This is a genomic window from Veillonella sp. ACP1 (assembly GCF_000286635.1).
GTDB lineage: Bacteria > Bacillota > Negativicutes > Veillonellales > Veillonellaceae > Veillonella > Veillonella atypica.
The window spans coordinates 255,957-271,678 of record NZ_ALKL01000010.1 but is presented as its reverse complement, the minus strand read 5'-3'; the positions used below and the strand labels follow the sequence as shown (position 1 = coordinate 271,678).

Annotated in this window: 16 protein-coding genes; 5 read left to right on the top strand and 11 right to left on the bottom strand. The window is 35.4% G+C overall.

Translation table 11 applies throughout. From position 1 onward, the window contains the following. Positions 1 to 21: 21 nt before the first annotated feature. On the bottom strand, positions 22 to 699 hold the full coding sequence (gene lexA, locus HMPREF1151_RS04410; protein WP_005377476.1) for a transcriptional repressor LexA: 678 nt from the start codon (positions 697 to 699) through the stop codon (positions 22 to 24). Positions 700 to 910: 211 nt separating this feature from the next. Between lexA and HMPREF1151_RS04405 the strand changes: the two genes are divergently transcribed. Further along, positions 911 to 1,213 carry a LysM peptidoglycan-binding domain-containing protein gene (locus HMPREF1151_RS04405; protein WP_009661062.1) on the top strand — a complete coding sequence of 101 codons (303 nt, stop codon included), beginning with the start codon at positions 911 to 913 and terminating at the stop codon, positions 1,211 to 1,213. A 76-nt stretch (positions 1,214 to 1,289) separates the two neighbouring features. On the opposite strand, the gene HMPREF1151_RS04400 is transcribed toward HMPREF1151_RS04405, so the two are convergent. Then, positions 1,290 to 2,300 (bottom strand): site-specific integrase, encoded by a 1,011-nt coding sequence (locus HMPREF1151_RS04400; protein ID WP_009661292.1) that lies wholly within the window; start codon positions 2,298 to 2,300, stop codon positions 1,290 to 1,292. A gap of 113 nt (positions 2,301 to 2,413) precedes the next feature. Here HMPREF1151_RS04400 and HMPREF1151_RS04395 point away from each other — a divergent pair, with 113 nt between their 5' ends. Together HMPREF1151_RS04395 and HMPREF1151_RS04390 are read left to right on the top strand one after the other, a co-directional pair. Next, entirely contained in the window at positions 2,414 to 3,772 is a 1,359-nt protein-coding gene (locus HMPREF1151_RS04395; RefSeq protein ID WP_009661192.1) for a VanW family protein, read from the top strand. Positions 3,773 to 3,929: 157 nt separating this feature from the next. After that, complete coding sequence (locus HMPREF1151_RS04390) at positions 3,930 to 4,544, top strand: phosphatase PAP2 family protein (RefSeq protein WP_009661179.1); 615 nt, start codon at positions 3,930 to 3,932, stop codon at positions 4,542 to 4,544. Between the two features lie 146 nt (positions 4,545 to 4,690). On the opposite strand, the gene HMPREF1151_RS04385 is transcribed toward HMPREF1151_RS04390, so the two are convergent. Beyond that, positions 4,691 to 5,995 carry a WG repeat-containing protein gene (locus HMPREF1151_RS04385; protein WP_009661223.1) on the bottom strand — a complete coding sequence of 435 codons (1,305 nt, stop codon included), beginning with the start codon at positions 5,993 to 5,995 and terminating at the stop codon, positions 4,691 to 4,693. A gap of 152 nt (positions 5,996 to 6,147) precedes the next feature. Between HMPREF1151_RS04385 and HMPREF1151_RS09830 the strand changes: the two genes are divergently transcribed. Further along, entirely contained in the window at positions 6,148 to 6,297 is a 150-nt protein-coding gene (locus HMPREF1151_RS09830) for a hypothetical protein (RefSeq protein WP_005377529.1), read from the top strand. A gap of 90 nt (positions 6,298 to 6,387) precedes the next feature. Here HMPREF1151_RS09830 and HMPREF1151_RS04380 read toward each other — a convergent pair whose 3' ends face one another. From HMPREF1151_RS04380 to HMPREF1151_RS04370, 3 genes are all read right to left on the bottom strand, one after another. Next, positions 6,388 to 7,131, bottom strand: coding sequence for a DUF4241 domain-containing protein (locus HMPREF1151_RS04380; protein ID WP_009661071.1), 744 nt, complete (start codon positions 7,129 to 7,131; stop codon positions 6,388 to 6,390). An 11-nt stretch (positions 7,132 to 7,142) separates the two neighbouring features. Further along, positions 7,143 to 8,057 carry an HAD family hydrolase gene (locus HMPREF1151_RS04375; RefSeq protein WP_009661199.1) on the bottom strand — a complete coding sequence of 305 codons (915 nt, stop codon included), beginning with the start codon at positions 8,055 to 8,057 and terminating at the stop codon, positions 7,143 to 7,145. 143 nt (positions 8,058 to 8,200) lie between these two features. Next, positions 8,201 to 9,139 (bottom strand): DUF1848 domain-containing protein, encoded by a 939-nt coding sequence (locus HMPREF1151_RS04370; RefSeq protein ID WP_009661201.1) that lies wholly within the window; start codon positions 9,137 to 9,139, stop codon positions 8,201 to 8,203. 148 nt (positions 9,140 to 9,287) lie between these two features. Between HMPREF1151_RS04370 and HMPREF1151_RS04365 the strand changes: the two genes are divergently transcribed. Further along, on the top strand, positions 9,288 to 10,037 hold the full coding sequence (locus HMPREF1151_RS04365; protein WP_009661072.1) for a class I SAM-dependent methyltransferase: 750 nt from the start codon (positions 9,288 to 9,290) through the stop codon (positions 10,035 to 10,037). Positions 10,038 to 10,119: 82 nt separating this feature from the next. Here the strand turns inward: HMPREF1151_RS04365 and HMPREF1151_RS04360 are convergent, their stop codons facing one another. The 5 genes from HMPREF1151_RS04360 to hslO all read right to left on the bottom strand — a co-directional run bounded on the left by HMPREF1151_RS04360 (position 10,120) and on the right by hslO (position 15,668). Then, positions 10,120 to 11,403: an amidohydrolase gene (locus tag HMPREF1151_RS04360; RefSeq protein WP_009661132.1), complete on the bottom strand. Its 1,284-nt coding sequence runs from the start codon at positions 11,401 to 11,403 to the stop codon at positions 10,120 to 10,122. A 72-nt stretch (positions 11,404 to 11,475) separates the two neighbouring features. Beyond that, complete coding sequence (locus HMPREF1151_RS04355; RefSeq protein WP_009661185.1) at positions 11,476 to 12,720, bottom strand: adenosylhomocysteinase; 1,245 nt, start codon at positions 12,718 to 12,720, stop codon at positions 11,476 to 11,478. Between the two features lie 96 nt (positions 12,721 to 12,816). Then, the gene (mtnA, locus tag HMPREF1151_RS04350) at positions 12,817 to 13,875 is read right to left on the bottom strand and encodes an S-methyl-5-thioribose-1-phosphate isomerase (RefSeq protein WP_009661266.1); all 1,059 of its coding nucleotides are present in this window, start codon (positions 13,873 to 13,875) and stop codon (positions 12,817 to 12,819) included. Between the two features lie 43 nt (positions 13,876 to 13,918). Beyond that, complete coding sequence (gene mtnP, locus HMPREF1151_RS04345) at positions 13,919 to 14,713, bottom strand: S-methyl-5'-thioadenosine phosphorylase (RefSeq protein WP_009661207.1); 795 nt, start codon at positions 14,711 to 14,713, stop codon at positions 13,919 to 13,921. 76 nt (positions 14,714 to 14,789) lie between these two features. Continuing rightward, a complete protein-coding gene (gene hslO, locus HMPREF1151_RS04340) occupies positions 14,790 to 15,668 on the bottom strand; it encodes an Hsp33 family molecular chaperone HslO (RefSeq protein WP_038141262.1) in 879 nt (292 codons plus the stop codon). Between the last annotated feature and the right edge of the window lie 54 nt (positions 15,669 to 15,722).

Below are 15,722 nucleotides of genomic sequence, written 5' to 3'. Positions count from 1 at the left end.
ATTACATACGTTACCGATATCTTATATTCTATCTCTTACAAGGCCAATAACAAGACCTTCGATATGACAATCGTCCACAATAATAGGATCAAAGTTATCATTTTCAGGTTGTAAACGAATGTGACCATTTTCTTTATAAAAACGTTTTACAGTTGCTTCATCATCAATGCGAGCTACAACGATATCTCCATTATTAGCCGTATTTTGATGGCGTACAATTAACATATCTCCTTCATACATACCAATATTCATCATCGATTCCCCTTGAACACGAAGCATAAAGCAATCAGAATCGCCTGTAAGCTGAACAGGTAAGGTCAATGTAGCCTCCAAGTTTTCAACCGCTGTAATCGGTGTACCAGCTTGTACAGTACCGATAAGGGGTACTTGTTTTAATCCAGCACCTAGGAATTCAAAATTATCAGAGCTAGTAGTTTCATTATTCTCTTTAGATACAGAAACCTTTGGTTTTCCTTCATCTAAAATCGTAATGGCACGATTTTTATTAGGATCACGTTTAATATACCCAAATTTTTCTAATGTATTTAAATGTGATTGAACAGTGGACGTAGAACTAAGACCTACATAAGCACAAATTTCTCGAACAGTAGGGCAACGATATTCATTATGTAAAGAGTCTCGAATAAACTCTAATATACGACGTTGTTTTGTATTAATATCTGTAGCTGGGCGTCTCACAGGAACCTCCATATATGTACTAAAAATGGTATATGTAAAAGTGTATACTATAATTATTTTATTTATATCACTATTATATAAGTATTTTACCTCTTTTGCAAACATTTGTTCTAAAACACTTGACCGAACATCCGTTTGTGTGCTATTATTTCATTGTAGACAAACAAATGTTCTGAATTTTATGTTCGATATATAAAAGAGGTAATGTATTATGAAACACATTATGATTATGCTTGGTATATGCTTTGCAATGGTAATAGGGTATCAACAAACAACTCCTGCAATGGAATCGCAAAGTGTACAAGAGGTAACTGTAAAATCTGGAGATACCTTATGGGATATCGCATCTCGTTCTACTGGATCCAATATAGATGTTCGTGAAGTAGTTCACACTGTAAAAGAATTAAATAATATCTCTGATTCTGGAACATTGACACCAGGAACAAAATTAAAGGTTCCTGTATATAAAACTGATAGTCCAACACGAGCTATGGACTATATGGCTCAAAATTAAATATATATGAAAATGGCTAGTATAGATTACTCTTAATCAAAGACAATCTATACTAGCCATTTTCCATTATAAATATTTATTTGAAACGTTTTTCAAAAATTGTAGAAATAGGATTATCGACAAATTTATTCGCTTCATTAATATAACGGCGTACCATATTAACACTATGATGGCGTGTCTGACGCATTATATTACGTTCTTCCACACCGTATGCGGCTGCTGTTGTAGCAAAGCCATGTCGCAAACTATGAGCACCGTACATAGCAGGATCAAGACCAATAAGGGATGTATACTTCTTTACTATTTCCGCAATAGACTTATCAGAAATAGCAGTCTTTCGTAAAGACATTGATTTAGTAAAACCTCTAAAAACAGGTCCTGATGTAATACCGCTAGCAGTAAGCCATTTTTTTAAAGCTCGTACTGCATCAAGAGGTGAACCTTGTAAGCTTGGAATCGCTACAATAGCACCTTGACCTTCTTGGTCGGCCTTTGAGGACGCAATAAATATCTCCAAACCTTGTGGAGAAAACTTTAAATTTTCCACTGTTAACGCTGCAATTTCACTACGACGAAAGGCGCCCATAAATCCAATAAGTAAAATAGCCTTATCCCTAAGCTTTTGAATTTTGGGAATATCGATAGAGTCTATACATTCCAAAATATCCTCTATATCATCTAGTAAAATAGGTGTCTTACCTTGTTGAAATGTTCCCTTTAAACGTCGTATCCCTCTCAAAGCTTGTTTTACAAGAGGGGACATACATGGATTTTCTCTAGAGCCAGAAGCATTATAATTTTCTGATATAGCACTAATACGGCGAGCAATTGTATTAGCCCTTGCATAATCTGCCAGATCGTTAATATAATTGACAATAGTTTCTGGTGTTGCTGGGAAATAGGATACCTTTTGATAGTTGCACCAATCGACAAAATCATCCCAATCTGACTCATAAGCATTTACCGTATTTTCAGCCTTTGAAAGTAGAATACTTTGTTTGGCTTTCATAGATAATTTTGTACTGTTCATTAACGCATCATTATGACGCAAATAAAAATGTTTTTTCTCTTCTTTAGACTGTGACATATATAATCCTTTTACTAACACTATGCTATTATTGTATCACATAGAAATGTCGAATTATGCTATAATTAGATGATTTTTAACGAAATTTTCTCGAATTTTATTTGAAAGATATAATGATGAACTTAAAACAATTATTATGTACAGTATTAATCGGTTCTTGTCTATTTACTAGTGGTTGTAGCTTAATTCCTACAGATGGCACAATTACATATGGTCTGTATTATGAGGATCAAGATATCTCTGGATATTCTAGAGATGCTGTAAGCGCCTTAATTCATAAAGAGGATAATAATAACCGAACCATTACTATAACAATTCCAAATCAAGGTACACGACAAGTAAAAGTAAAAGATTTGGGAATTACACTTGATACAAATAGTACAGAATCTAACATTTTTACCTATGGCTATGAAGATGATTTAAAAACGCTCCTTATACATAGAATCACTGCCTTTATCTATAAAGTGCACATAAATCCAGTATATAAACTAGATGAAGTAACTGCAAAGGCATATTTAACAGAACTAGCAAAACAAATTGATGTCTCAGGTCATGATGCATACTTAACAGTTGAAAACGGCCAAGTTAAGATGACACCTTCAAAAGAAGGAAAACGTGTTGATATTGACGAAACAATAAAAAAATTAAAGACACAACTAGAAGCAAATGATTTTAACAATATTTCTATAGAATTTACATCTAAGGATACAGTCCGTGTGACAAACGATGATGTAAAACCATTAACAGCTGTTCTTGGTAGTTATACTACAAATTTTGATGCATCTAATGCTAATAGAACACATAATATTGAATTAGCTTCAACCAAAATTAGTGGTACATTGGTTAAACCAGGTGAAGTCTTTTCCTTTAACGATGTTGTGGGTGAACGCACTGCAGAAGCTGGCTATGATGATGCACCAGTTATTGTTGATGGAAAATTAGTGCCAGGTATTGGTGGCGGTATTTGCCAAGTTAGCTCTACATTATTTAATACTGCATTACTATCTGGTATGAACATCATTGAGCGGACGCCTCATTTTGAACCTGTTAGCTATATTCCTGCAGGCCGTGATGCAACCGTTGCTTATGGTTATTTAGACTTTCAATTTAAAAATCCCTATGCCCATAATATCTATGTATTAAGTGTTATGAATAATGGCCAATTAACTATATATATCATAGGCGTACCAGAAGACGTACCAAAATCTGTTTCCATTAGTGTCGGTGATCGTACAGATATTCCTAATCAAACGATTACTAAAATAGACCCTTCTGCCAAAGAGGATAGTACAGAAGAAGGTCATATTGGTTTTAGAATTAATACGTATCGTACAATAACATATGGTAATTGGGTTTCTACAACAGATGTATTTGAGTCTACATATGATCCTGTAGATACGATTATTACCAAGAAACCTGCAGCACCAGAACCTGCAAAAAAAGATACGCCAAAGGGTAAAACCAAAAGATAAATATTAACATTCTATTAAATATGGCCTAATCTATTGACCGAAAGCATAGATTAGGCTATTATTTTAACTTGTAGTAAGGTATTTATACCTAAAAACGCTAAAATTACACATTTCATTCTCAATAATTATCAATTAAAATCATAAGTTGAGGTTTACTATGGATACCATTTTACAATTTGACCATACAGTCATATTTTATATACAACAACATTTTATTAGTTCCTATTTAACACCGATCATGTATTGGCTATCAAAAATAACTAGTGCAGGTGCTTTATGGATTTTAATCTCTGTTATATTGATGATTCAAAAAAAATATCGCGTAATTGGCCTTGGAATGTTCATTTCCTTAGTCTTGGTATTCATCATAGGCGACCAAGGGTTAAAACCTCATGTAGCGCGTTTAAGACCATTTGTAGATTTTCCTGAAGTACACTTAGTAGCACCGCCACCAGCAGCAACGACATATTCATTCCCTTCAGGGCATAGTTTTGGATCATTTGCAGCTGCAACAGCATTGTACTTAGGATTAAGTAATATATGTCCAGCAAAGAAATTCTGGGGCGTTATAGCCTTAATTGGAGCCTGCGTAGTAGCATTTGCACGAGTATATTTATTTGTACATTATCCAACAGATGTATTAACGGGATTAGTATTAGGTGTCATCGTAGGTTGTATTGCATGGAAAATCGCCAAAGCGTTATGGTCTTGGTGGACTGGTCGTAAAAACGAAGTAGAATACGAACCATATACATTTAAACGTAAAAACTAAAAACCTTAAAAGTATTGATTGGGCCTAGCTTAGGCCCAATTTTTATGTGTATAATTACTTCCGATAAATTATCGTTATCGGAAGTAATAAGGTAAAAAGAAAAACTAGCCTATATTTCTATAAGCTAGTTTATTTTTTACAATAAATTAATCATCATGTTCCGATAAGTATTTCATATAGTTATTAAATTTAGGCTCATCAATAGTAACTTTATTAAACTCAGGATTAACTAAAATTTTACCATACCTATTCATAAGACCATATGTATTACCAGATTTAACTACATATAAATTATCATAATACGCCGTGATATCATCAATTGTTTCTGGCAATGTTAATATTATATGACCATCATTAGAATCAATTATATATTTTTTATTTTCTAATGTGGCTACAGTAAATTTATCAATCATATAAATTGGTTTTGATGTGTCAATCGTATCATAAGCCTTATCAACTAATATTTCACTTTCTGCATTAAAAATATAAGATTTTTCAGCTGTTTTTAACACAAAGCTACGATCACTTAATCTTTTACAGGAATCATATTTAAATGGTATGACTACTTGGTCTACAACATTTATAATACCATATTTATTATGTTTATCCGTTGCAATAAAATACTTAAAATCATCTCCTAAAGGTTCTATATAATTGTATTTAGGAGCAATTAATACATTATCATTCGATAATCTAATACCATATAAAGTTTTCCCTTTTTTATCAACAATGGCAAATGGTATGAATTGAGTAGATGGTTCTCGACTATATCTAATTCCATTATAACCATTTCCTTCTCCATCTCCAGTACCAGCACCATCCATGAGTTCATAATTATATTTATTTATATTATGAATCGCAGTATCCTCATCTATTTCTATACCATCATTAGTTACATATTTGACATATCCGTCTGCTGTCTCTATTTTTAATAGTACAACCGCTCCAGATCCATTATAATATTTATTTACATTTTCCCATGTACTTGTAATAGGATTATCTATAACTAATGAACCTGTACTTATATTATAAAGATACCAAAACTCACCCTTTTTACCGTATATTAAATTATCCGAACAATAATTATAAGCACTAACAACATCATTTATAGCATATGTACCATCAGACTTTACTAACTTAAATCCACCCTTTGTCAAAGCCTTTACATACTCATAAGAAAACTCGTAATCATATCCTGCCGGTAAATAAACCATCGTATTTAAATTTATATAGCGTTTCTGACTATTATCATAAAATGAAGCGTACGCATACCTCTCTCCAAAGTCAATAATATAATTTACATGTAAATCTTTATAAGGACCTAAAATCCACTTACCTGTTTCATCAACAATTGTATTTCCTGATGGCGATTCTAACGTAATATAGTTTTTAGCTTCAGCCGTATTGCCTAGTGCAAGAAGTATTGCTAAAGCAATAAAAATTCTCCTCATAAAATATACCCTCTTTTATATAACACAATAATAATTATTATTATTTTATCATAATTTTTATTTTCTATATTGAAATTTATCGAATATAGTTGTAAAATAGTCATATAAACTATGTATATTTCTCATATTAACTCTCAAGGGAGGATTACTATATGTGCTGGTGTGATATCGTAAGTAAAGCTAAAATTGGCAGTTTAAAAAATCTCGGAAATGGCATGGAACATTCCTTGCGTTTTCTTGCAGAAATCGTTGTAGGTCTCAGTTGTTTACGTGTAGTTATTAACTGGATTTTTGGCATCTAATAATCAAATATAAAATTAATACATTAAAGGCGCCTAGCATTGCTAAGCGCCTTATTTTTATATCCATAGATCTATATACTATTTTTATTACTACTCATTAGAGCTACAGCTTATAAATTCAATAATAATTTGGCATATATCTCCGGCTTCATCAAAAGCCCAATATACAGGATATAAACCATCACCAAATCCAGATTGTATCATCGGTACATACAAATCGGTGTTTGGTATTTTAAAGTTAATCCAATCGCCACCTGGACGTTGAAATTTTGGATAAGCGATAGCATTTAATTTAAATAGCTCGTCAAAGTAATCATCATAAATATTGCCATTAGGATGTTGTTCATACCAATGACGGTCAAATTCTCTATACGCAGTTACAGTTGCTTCATCAACAATGGTGGCCAATCCTGCATCTACAGGAAAACCAATATAACTTTCATCATCTTCTAACTCGCTTAAATCCTCATGACCTTTAAGGGCTAACTCATATTGTACAGGTTTTGTATTCTTAAATAAAACTCTTGTTAATACATAACGATAATAATCTGTATCTAGTTCAACTACTTTTGTTTCTATTGGATATGTTCCTGGTTCTACGGTACGTATATATGTCTTATTATCAACGGCAGCTAAATGTGTTAATGGATCACACGCAAAAATACGACCTGTTGGTAAAGTTATATATCCCATCGGCAATGTATATAGTTTTTTACCAAATAGTTCATCAACTTCGAATATGGCATGATAATCAACAGGTGCTTTTAATTTCCCCTCACTGCCGAGATGATTAAATGTGTCTATCCATTCTTTTGATATATCCTGTGTATTCATTATAGAAACTCCTATCTATGTGATTCTGCTTCATGCTTATTACGTACATATTGTTGTTCTAGCGCCTCATAAGCTGCTGTTTTTTGAATGATTTGTTTAACTACAGTGTCTAAATCGGATCCATCTGTATAATCTGCTTGTGCGTAATAACGAATTCGATGATGTTGCATCATTTTATATACTTTATCTTTATTCTTGCTATCTGGATCATATACACCGATTGAATGCCCTCCATTGACATTGACAAGGCTCATGCAAGGGATATCTGTATCACTATCACCTATATAAATCATGTTGCGGAACGGTACACGTTGTTCTTCCGGACGGATATAATCGTTTACACCGGGATCATTTATATCTAATACACCTTTTTGTATACGGAATAAGAACTGGGTTTTATTCGTGTAATTGATGGCTTGTGCAGGCCAGACGGCTACGCCTTTATCGTCAAACATAAATGCGCTGGCATAGATTTTTTTGAAAGCCCCATTTTTTGCCATTTCAGTGCCTTCAATCATCTCTTTTAAGCCAGAAGATATGATGTAATGTTCAATGCGTACACCGTGTTCTAAACCATATTCACGAATACGTTCAAACCAAGTGCGAACACCTTCATATAGTTCCACTTGATTCCCATATTCCATAAGCTTTTCTCGAGTTATATAAAAACGGCCCACTGCTTCTTGAATCATCTTGTACATATAAGCCAAATTATTATCCATATCATTTTTCTTAGCCAGTTGATTAGATTCTTGCCAGAACTGTTTGATTTGCTCTTCATCATAGCCAACAGATTGGATAAAGCCTTGTGCCTGCATATCATCAGGTGTTAAGGTCTTATCAAAATCATAACACATAGCAAGAACTGGCATAGATGATTCTAGTGATTGTAATGAATCTTTACTTTCATTCTTATAGGTGATCATACTCCACCTCCTTGTAATAATAAAACAATAAACAAAAAATAGGCTTTACACCCTCTTATATTCTTGAGGTGACCCAACTCCTTTTGTCTATATTTTACACGATACGTCAACGCTATAGGCGTAAAAGCAGGTTATAATTCTCCTTAAAATAAAGAATCTTGTGTGTAATTTGTATCTACAATCCAGCTTTTTTCCGCACTCTCTTTAATAATTGCTGTTTTTGAAAGTGTACCTATAAGCAAGCTAGAGTTCGGATCATGTAATAAGCGATTTTGATGAACTGCAGCCTGATTTCTATTAGCATAACAATAGCGACAAAAATGGCTACAAGTATCATAGGCACCTATATCACCATGTAAATAACAATTACACTCTGGTCTAGCTGGTGTACGTTTCGGTGCTTTTAATTTTACGTTCCAAGCACGTTCATAACAATCTAGCGTAAGACAGCCCTCCGTATTAACACCTAATTCTTTAAAAACGTCTCCTTCTCCACAGGTTTTAAGTATCATATGATGAGAATGCGCTATAGATACTAATTCTTTAATGATCTTCTTTTGAATATCTAAACTCGGTCTATAACCTTCAGGAAAATTATGAGCTACCTTATCAAATATATCTATGAAACTGACAACTACAGTATCTGTGTAGCCTTCTAGAGACTTAGCCATTTTATAAAAGCTTTCAAAATGAAAATCAACTGTATAGTTATGAGTTAAAATAATAGGATCATAACGCCACACCATGGACTGAGAATTACATTTTGTAGATATTCGTTTAAATCCGTCTATTACTAAATCCACTTGTGGTACATTAGTCTCTATATCTGCTCCATATGGAGTTATAGTCATATGCCAATACTGTCTATAATCATTTATTTCATGTAAGAGCGGAATAAAAGGCAACGGATTCTTCGTACAAAACGCAATACCATCTACAACCTCATGATTGATAGGATATCGTGTTATCTGTATCGGATTATAGGGATTGCGTACATCTACAAATCCTTGGCGGACGCGATTAATTAACCATTGCCCATAAAAGGCAGGAATATCCGTACGCTGTCCCGTCTGTAAAATCATTGTCCTGTCCTTTCATAAAACAAAAATATAGATGTATTATATCATACTCAAAATTAATTATTTATGGAGTAAGTGTGATATTTTTAGTATGGTACATTCTCATTTTATGGTACTATTAAGTGTATTAAAAATGAGGAGAACAGAAAAAATGAATGATATATTTGAAAAAAATCATCCTATGAAGGATGATAAAAAGTTTATTACCTCCTATTGGAGTGACCGTGCTCGTGATTTTGGCTCTTTACGAGCTAAAGAATTAGAAAGCCCTAAACTTAAACTATGGCGTGATGAGTTAATGAGTCATATTTTTGATTCTGACCGTTCTTTACGTATTTTAGATATTGGTTGTGGTGCAGGCTTTTTCAGTATTATTCTCTCTGAATTGGGTCATACAGTACATGGTATTGACATCACACCTAATATGATTGAAGAGGCAAAGCAATTAGCCCAATCCTTAGATTCTGATGCTACCTTCTCTGTTATGGATGCTGAAAATTTAAGTTTTGATACGAATACATTTGATATCGTTGTAGCTCGTAATGTAACATGGAATCTACCACATCCAGATAAAGCCTATGCTGAATGGTTGCGTGTTATCCGTCCAGGCGGCTTAATTCTTAATTATGATGCGGAACATGCACGTAATCATCATAATTTACCACAATCTGTACATCATGCACATGAACATGTGAGTAATGAACTAAAGGAACGTTGTCATACCATTTATCATATGCTCGATATTTCTTCCTTTACACGTCCACAATGGGACATAGAATTGCTCACTAAGATGGGTGCTAGTTCTGTATCTATTGATCCTACTGTAGGTCCTCGTATATACAGCGAAGAGGATGAATTTTATATCCCAGTGCCTATGTTTTTGGTGAAAGCGATTAAATAGAATTCGTATTACGCTAGACAACACAAAACCCACTCTATGAACTATATCATGAGTGGGTTTTCGTTATATGAGGTATATTATCTTAGTTTTTAAAATACTCTTGAGCCTTACCGATTTCGCTACGCAATTTTTCTTCATCGATAGTCAATAGTTCTTTATTTTTCATAAGAACCTTACCGGCTACAATCACTGTATTCGCATCAGAACTATTAGCTGAGTATACAAGTGCTGCTACATCATTATAGCGAGGCATCCAATGCATACCAGATACATCATACAATACGATATCTGCCCGTTGACCTACTGCAATTTTACCGAGGTCATTATAACCAAGAGCTTTGGCCCCTTCTATAGTCCCCATATTCCAAGCTGCTTGTGCAGGAATAGCCTTTGGATCATAGAGACGAGCTTTATGTAAAGTAGCTGCTAAACGAACTTCTTCAAGCATATCCGCATTGTTATTTGATGCAGAACCATCTGTACCAAGACCTACAGTAATCCCTTTTTCTATCATTTCAGGAATAGGCGCAATACCACTAGCCAGTTTTAAGTTAGATTGTGGATTATGAGCTACAGCTACATTATTTTCAGCCATAATAGCCATATCTTCTTCTGTTACATGTACGCAGTGAGCTGCCAATGTAGTATTCCAGAACAAACCTAAATCATGCATATGGGCGATTGGTGTCTTGCCAGTCGCTTTTATAACATTTTCCACTTCCCCTTTAGTTTCGGACAAGTGCATATGAATGCCACAATTTAGTTCATGAGACAATGCAATAACCTTTTCCATATACGCATCTGGACAAGTATATGGCGCATGAGGTCCTAATAGAACCTTGATGCGGTCATTATCATAACCATGATAAGTGCGGAATAAATCTGCATTTTCCACAAGCGCTTGATCAGCTGTAGGAGAAACACCAGCAAGACCACGGGACAATACAGCGCGAATACCGGTTTCTTTCACCACATCAGCTGTTGTGTTCATAAAGAAATACATATCGCTAAATGTAGTTGTACCAGAACGTAGCATCTCTGCAATACCTAGTTGTGTGCCCCATTTAACAAGATCATCATTCAATTTAGCTTCCGTTGGCCAAATTGCAGTTTCAAGCCAATCCATAAGTTCTAAGTCATCAGCGTAGTTACGGAACAATCCCATCGCTATATGGGTATGCGTATTCACAAGACCTGGAGCAGCCAATTGACCTTTACCGTCTACTGTTTCCTTTGATTGCACAGATTTTGCTTCTTCTGCGGTTAAAATAGCAGTAATATAACCATTTTCAATTTCAATGGCATGATTTTTTAATGTTCCATTATCGGTAAGAACATCTACATTGGTAATTAATAAATCCGACATAATGCCTCCTTGCATAGGTATAACCGAGTCTATATAGACTCGGTTAATAATACGTTCAAGTTAAAGATTATATTAGTTTACCTTTGTTAAGTAATCGATTTGATCTTGCGTTAATGTATCTAAATCGTAGCCCATAGAGTGCAATTTGATTTTTGCTACTTCTTCATCAAGTTCACGAGGCAATACATATACTTTTGGTTCCATGTTTTTACCATTGTTCAATACATGTTCAGCAGCCAATGCTTGCATAGCAAAGGACAAGTCCATGATTTCAGCAGGATGACCATCGCCTGCTGCTAAGTTTACAAGACGACCTTCAGCCAATACATAAATTTTGCGACCATCAGACATTGTATAGCCTTCAATATTTTGACGAACATGTTCATGGCTAACTGCAACTTGTTCTAAATCATGAACATTAACTTCGCAGTCAAAGTGACCCGCGTTACAAAGAACAGCTTTATCTTTCATTACTTCGTAATGTTCTTTTACGATAACATCTTTACAGCCTGTTACCGTACAGAAGATATCACCGATTTTAGCAGCTTCTATCATAGGTAATACAGTAAAACCATCGAATACTGCTTCAATAGCTTTAATAGGGTCAACTTCTGTAACAAATACGTGGGCACCTAAGCCTTTAGCGCGCATGGCAACGCCTTTACCGCACCAGCCATAACCAGCGACAACAACATTTTTACCTGCTACTGTAAGATTTGTAGTACGCATAATACCATCCCATACGGATTGGCCTGTACCATAGCGGTTATCGAATAAGTATTTGCAGTTAGAATCATTAACAGCAATCATAGGGAATGTTAATTGTTTAGCATGTTCTAAGGCATATAAACGATGAACACCTGTTGTAGTTTCTTCACTACCACCTAACAAACGTTCTTTTGCATCAGTACGTGTTGTGTGTAATAAGTTAACGAGATCCCCACCGTCATCGATGATAATATGAGGTTTATGATCCAATGCTTTGTTGAGGAACATAAAATATTCTTCATCGGTACAATCGTACCAAGCATATACAGTAAGACCCATATCAACAAGGCCTGCTGCTACATCATCTTGTGTAGAAAGAGGATTAGAACCAGTAACGATAACATCAGCACCACCGCGTTTTAAAACGGTTGCAAGGTATGCAGTTTTAGCTTCCAAGTGAACGGAAACAACAATTGTTTGACCTTTGAAAGTTTGTTCTTTTTCAAAACGGTCACCCAATGTATTTAATGTAGGCATAAAATTAGAAACCCATTCAATTTTTTTACGGCCTTCAGCAGCGAGATTAATATCTTTAATTAATGATTGCATATGTACCCCTTCATTTGTAAATTAATAAATTATATACAAGTTATGGAAAGAACTTACTTCAAAATGATAAGTATTTATATAACCCCATTGTGAAATCTATTTGTTTTCAACAACGGATTGTAAACGAGCAATAGACTCTTGATAGTTCGGTGTTAATACACCTTCTTCAGTAATAATAGCTGTTACTAGTCCATGAGGTGTTACATCAAAAGCAGGATTTAATACATGAATACCTGTAGGTGCAGATGGCACACCTTGGAATGACAATACTTCATCATCAGCACGCATTTCAATAGGAATGTCCTTACCATCTTTGAGTGTAAAGTCAAATGTACTATATGGAGCAGCCACATAAAATGGAATATTATGGAATTTTGCAAGTACTGCTAATCCATAGGTACCAATTTTGTTGGCTATATCACCTTCTGTTGTAATACGATCGGCACCAACGATAATAGCATCGATTAAACCTTGTTGCATTGCATAGGCCGCCATATTGTCTGTCTCTAATGTAACAGGAATACCATCTTCATGGAGTTCAAAAGCCGTTAAACGAGCACCTTGTAATAAAGGGCGCGTTTCGTCGGCGTACACCATTTCCAATTGGCCCTGTTCATGTAGTTTACGAATCACACCGAGTGCAGTACCAAGCCCACCAGTAGCCAAAGCACCAGCATTACAATGTGTTAAAATTCGTAAATTCTGTTTTCCTTTAAATAAAGAGGCGCCATTAATAGCCATGCGTGTATTGAGCTCAACATCCTCTGTATGTATAGCAATAGCCTCTTGCGTGATGCGGTCTACAATTTCATCCATAGACGTAAATGGATTAGCTTTCACAATAGCTATAATACGATTAACAGCCCAAGCTAAATTAATCGCCGTCGGTCGAGTTTCTTTTAATTCTTCACTCCACTCATAAAAAGCTGATAGCTGTTCAGAAAAAGGAACCTCTAAGCGATTTGCCTCATCAGCCGCTAGGATAAGGCCATACCCAGCAGCGACGCCGATAGCAGGCGCTCCACGGACACGAAGCATCTTAATCGCCTCTGCCACTCGTCGCCAATCGGTACAATGTATATATTCTACCTGAGTCGGCAATTTTGTTTGATCTAATAAAATGAGCGTACCATCACGCCATTCAATATTGTTCATGAGACCTCCCTCCACATTGTCGTGTCCAAATGGATAAAATCTCTTATAATTTAAAGCCGCCGTATTCAGCCATACGATGATGGGCAGCGTAGTCTGCATTCATATCAATGGCCTCAATTGTACCTAAGATAAGAGCTTTTAATTGAGATGCCATTTCACCCATCATTTCAACTACTTCACTGTGAGTAAGGGCATTTTCAGAAATGCCAGCGGCGTAGTTCGTAATCATGGAGATTGTTGTGTATGCCATTTCTGCTTCGTTTGCAAGATTGACTTCTGGTACATTCGTCATACCTACCGTATCACCACCAAGCATGTGGAACATCTTAATCTCAGCTGGTGTTTCAAAACGTGGGCCTTCTGTACATACATAGGTGCCACCATTATGAATAGACAATTTTTGTTCTTTACCTACAGATTCAATGATTTGACGAAGCTCAGGGCAATATGGATTTGTCACATCTAAATGTGCTACCGGACGATCGCCACCTTCATAGAATGTAGTGACGCGATTTTTTGTAAAATCAAGGAATTGATCTGTTAAGACAAAGTGACCAGGCTCAAAATTCTTATTCAAAGAACCTACGGCAGTTGTAGAAATAATAAATTTAACACCTAGCTTTTTTAGGCCCCAAATATTGGCACGATAATTAATTTTATGTGGAGGAATCGTATGATCCTTACCATGACGAGCCACAAAAATTACAGTTTTACCTTTATATGTTCCTTGTACATAATCAATCTCTCCATAAGGAGTCATCAAGGATTCTTCATGAATATTTTCAAATATAGACGGATCATAAACACCGGTTCCGCCAATAACACCGATTACACTCATAGTTGCCTCCTATTAAAAATACTCTATCTTTATATTGTCGCACATAATGATAAAACAATCTATAGAAAAAGTCCTATTATTGAATTGGCCCTTTAGGCGTGAACATATCTTCTAGTTCTTTTTTTGAGAAATGATATTTTTCATTACAGTAATGACAAACTAGTTCTGTTCTTTCATCTTCTAAGAGAGATTTCTTATCATCTTCACGCAATGTCATAAGAACGCCAGCGAATCGATCCCGACTACAACGACATTTAAAAGATACTGGTTCATTATAGACTTCGTTAACAGTAAGCCCATCTAGTACTTTTTCAACAAGGCCTTTACCATCTGGGTAATCTTTTAAATATTCTGTAACAGGTCCTAATTCGTTGATATTTTTTTCCACCATAGCCAATGCAACATCGGTAGCATCAGGTAAAGCTTGAACGATAAAACCACCCGCTACAATTGTATGGTAATCAGGGTCTACGAGAACGCCTAGGCTAATAGTAGATGGCACCTGTTCAGATGTATAGAGATAGTACGCTAAATCCTCTGCTACTTCACCACTTTGAATAGGACTAGTCGATGTATAGTCTTGGGCCAATTTAGTAAATCTTGTAACTTGTACTTCCCCATGGTGGCCGACAGCAGCACCTACGTCGAGTTTTCCAGCACGTTTTAAAGGCACATCCACATGTGGCTCATCTACATAACCGCGAACAGTATTATCAGAAAATGCATCGACATGTACAACACCGAGTGGGCCATCACCTTTAATGCGAAGACTTACATTCTCGTGATTTTTAAAATCACCCGCCAATAATAGAGCACCCGTCATGGCACGTCCTAGAGCAGCTGTTGCGACTGGCCATAAATCATGACGTACGCGCGCGGTCTCTACCGTATCCGTTGTAACGGCTATTGACATACGAACTCCTTCACGGGTAGTAAAACGTTTTATATAATCCATTCAATCATTCCTTATATAATCAAATTATTATGTATTACACTCTTTAGTGCCTAT

Coding starts and splice junctions, on each gene's coding strand:
- HMPREF1151_RS04405 (WP_009661062.1), top strand. CDS start 911: ATGAAACACATTATGATTATGCTTGGTATATGCTTTGCAATGGTAATA.
- HMPREF1151_RS04400 (WP_009661292.1), bottom strand. CDS start 2,300: ATGTCACAGTCTAAAGAAGAGAAAAAACATTTTTATTTGCGTCATAAT.
- HMPREF1151_RS04395 (WP_009661192.1), top strand. CDS start 2,414: ATGATGAACTTAAAACAATTATTATGTACAGTATTAATCGGTTCTTGT.
- HMPREF1151_RS04390 (WP_009661179.1), top strand. CDS start 3,930: ATGGATACCATTTTACAATTTGACCATACAGTCATATTTTATATACAA.
- HMPREF1151_RS04385 (WP_009661223.1), bottom strand. CDS start 5,995: ATGAGGAGAATTTTTATTGCTTTAGCAATACTTCTTGCACTAGGCAAT.
- HMPREF1151_RS09830 (WP_005377529.1), top strand. CDS start 6,148: ATGTGCTGGTGTGATATCGTAAGTAAAGCTAAAATTGGCAGTTTAAAA.
- HMPREF1151_RS04380 (WP_009661071.1), bottom strand. CDS start 7,131: ATGAATACACAGGATATATCAAAAGAATGGATAGACACATTTAATCAT.
- HMPREF1151_RS04375 (WP_009661199.1), bottom strand. CDS start 8,057: ATGATCACCTATAAGAATGAAAGTAAAGATTCATTACAATCACTAGAA.
- HMPREF1151_RS04370 (WP_009661201.1), bottom strand. CDS start 9,139: ATGATTTTACAGACGGGACAGCGTACGGATATTCCTGCCTTTTATGGG.
- HMPREF1151_RS04365 (WP_009661072.1), top strand. CDS start 9,288: ATGAATGATATATTTGAAAAAAATCATCCTATGAAGGATGATAAAAAG.
- HMPREF1151_RS04360 (WP_009661132.1), bottom strand. CDS start 11,403: ATGTCGGATTTATTAATTACCAATGTAGATGTTCTTACCGATAATGGA.
- HMPREF1151_RS04355 (WP_009661185.1), bottom strand. CDS start 12,720: ATGCAATCATTAATTAAAGATATTAATCTCGCTGCTGAAGGCCGTAAA.
- mtnA (WP_009661266.1), bottom strand. CDS start 13,875: ATGAACAATATTGAATGGCGTGATGGTACGCTCATTTTATTAGATCAA.
- mtnP (WP_009661207.1), bottom strand. CDS start 14,713: ATGAGTGTAATCGGTGTTATTGGCGGAACCGGTGTTTATGATCCGTCT.
- hslO (WP_038141262.1), bottom strand. CDS start 15,668: ATGGATTATATAAAACGTTTTACTACCCGTGAAGGAGTTCGTATGTCA.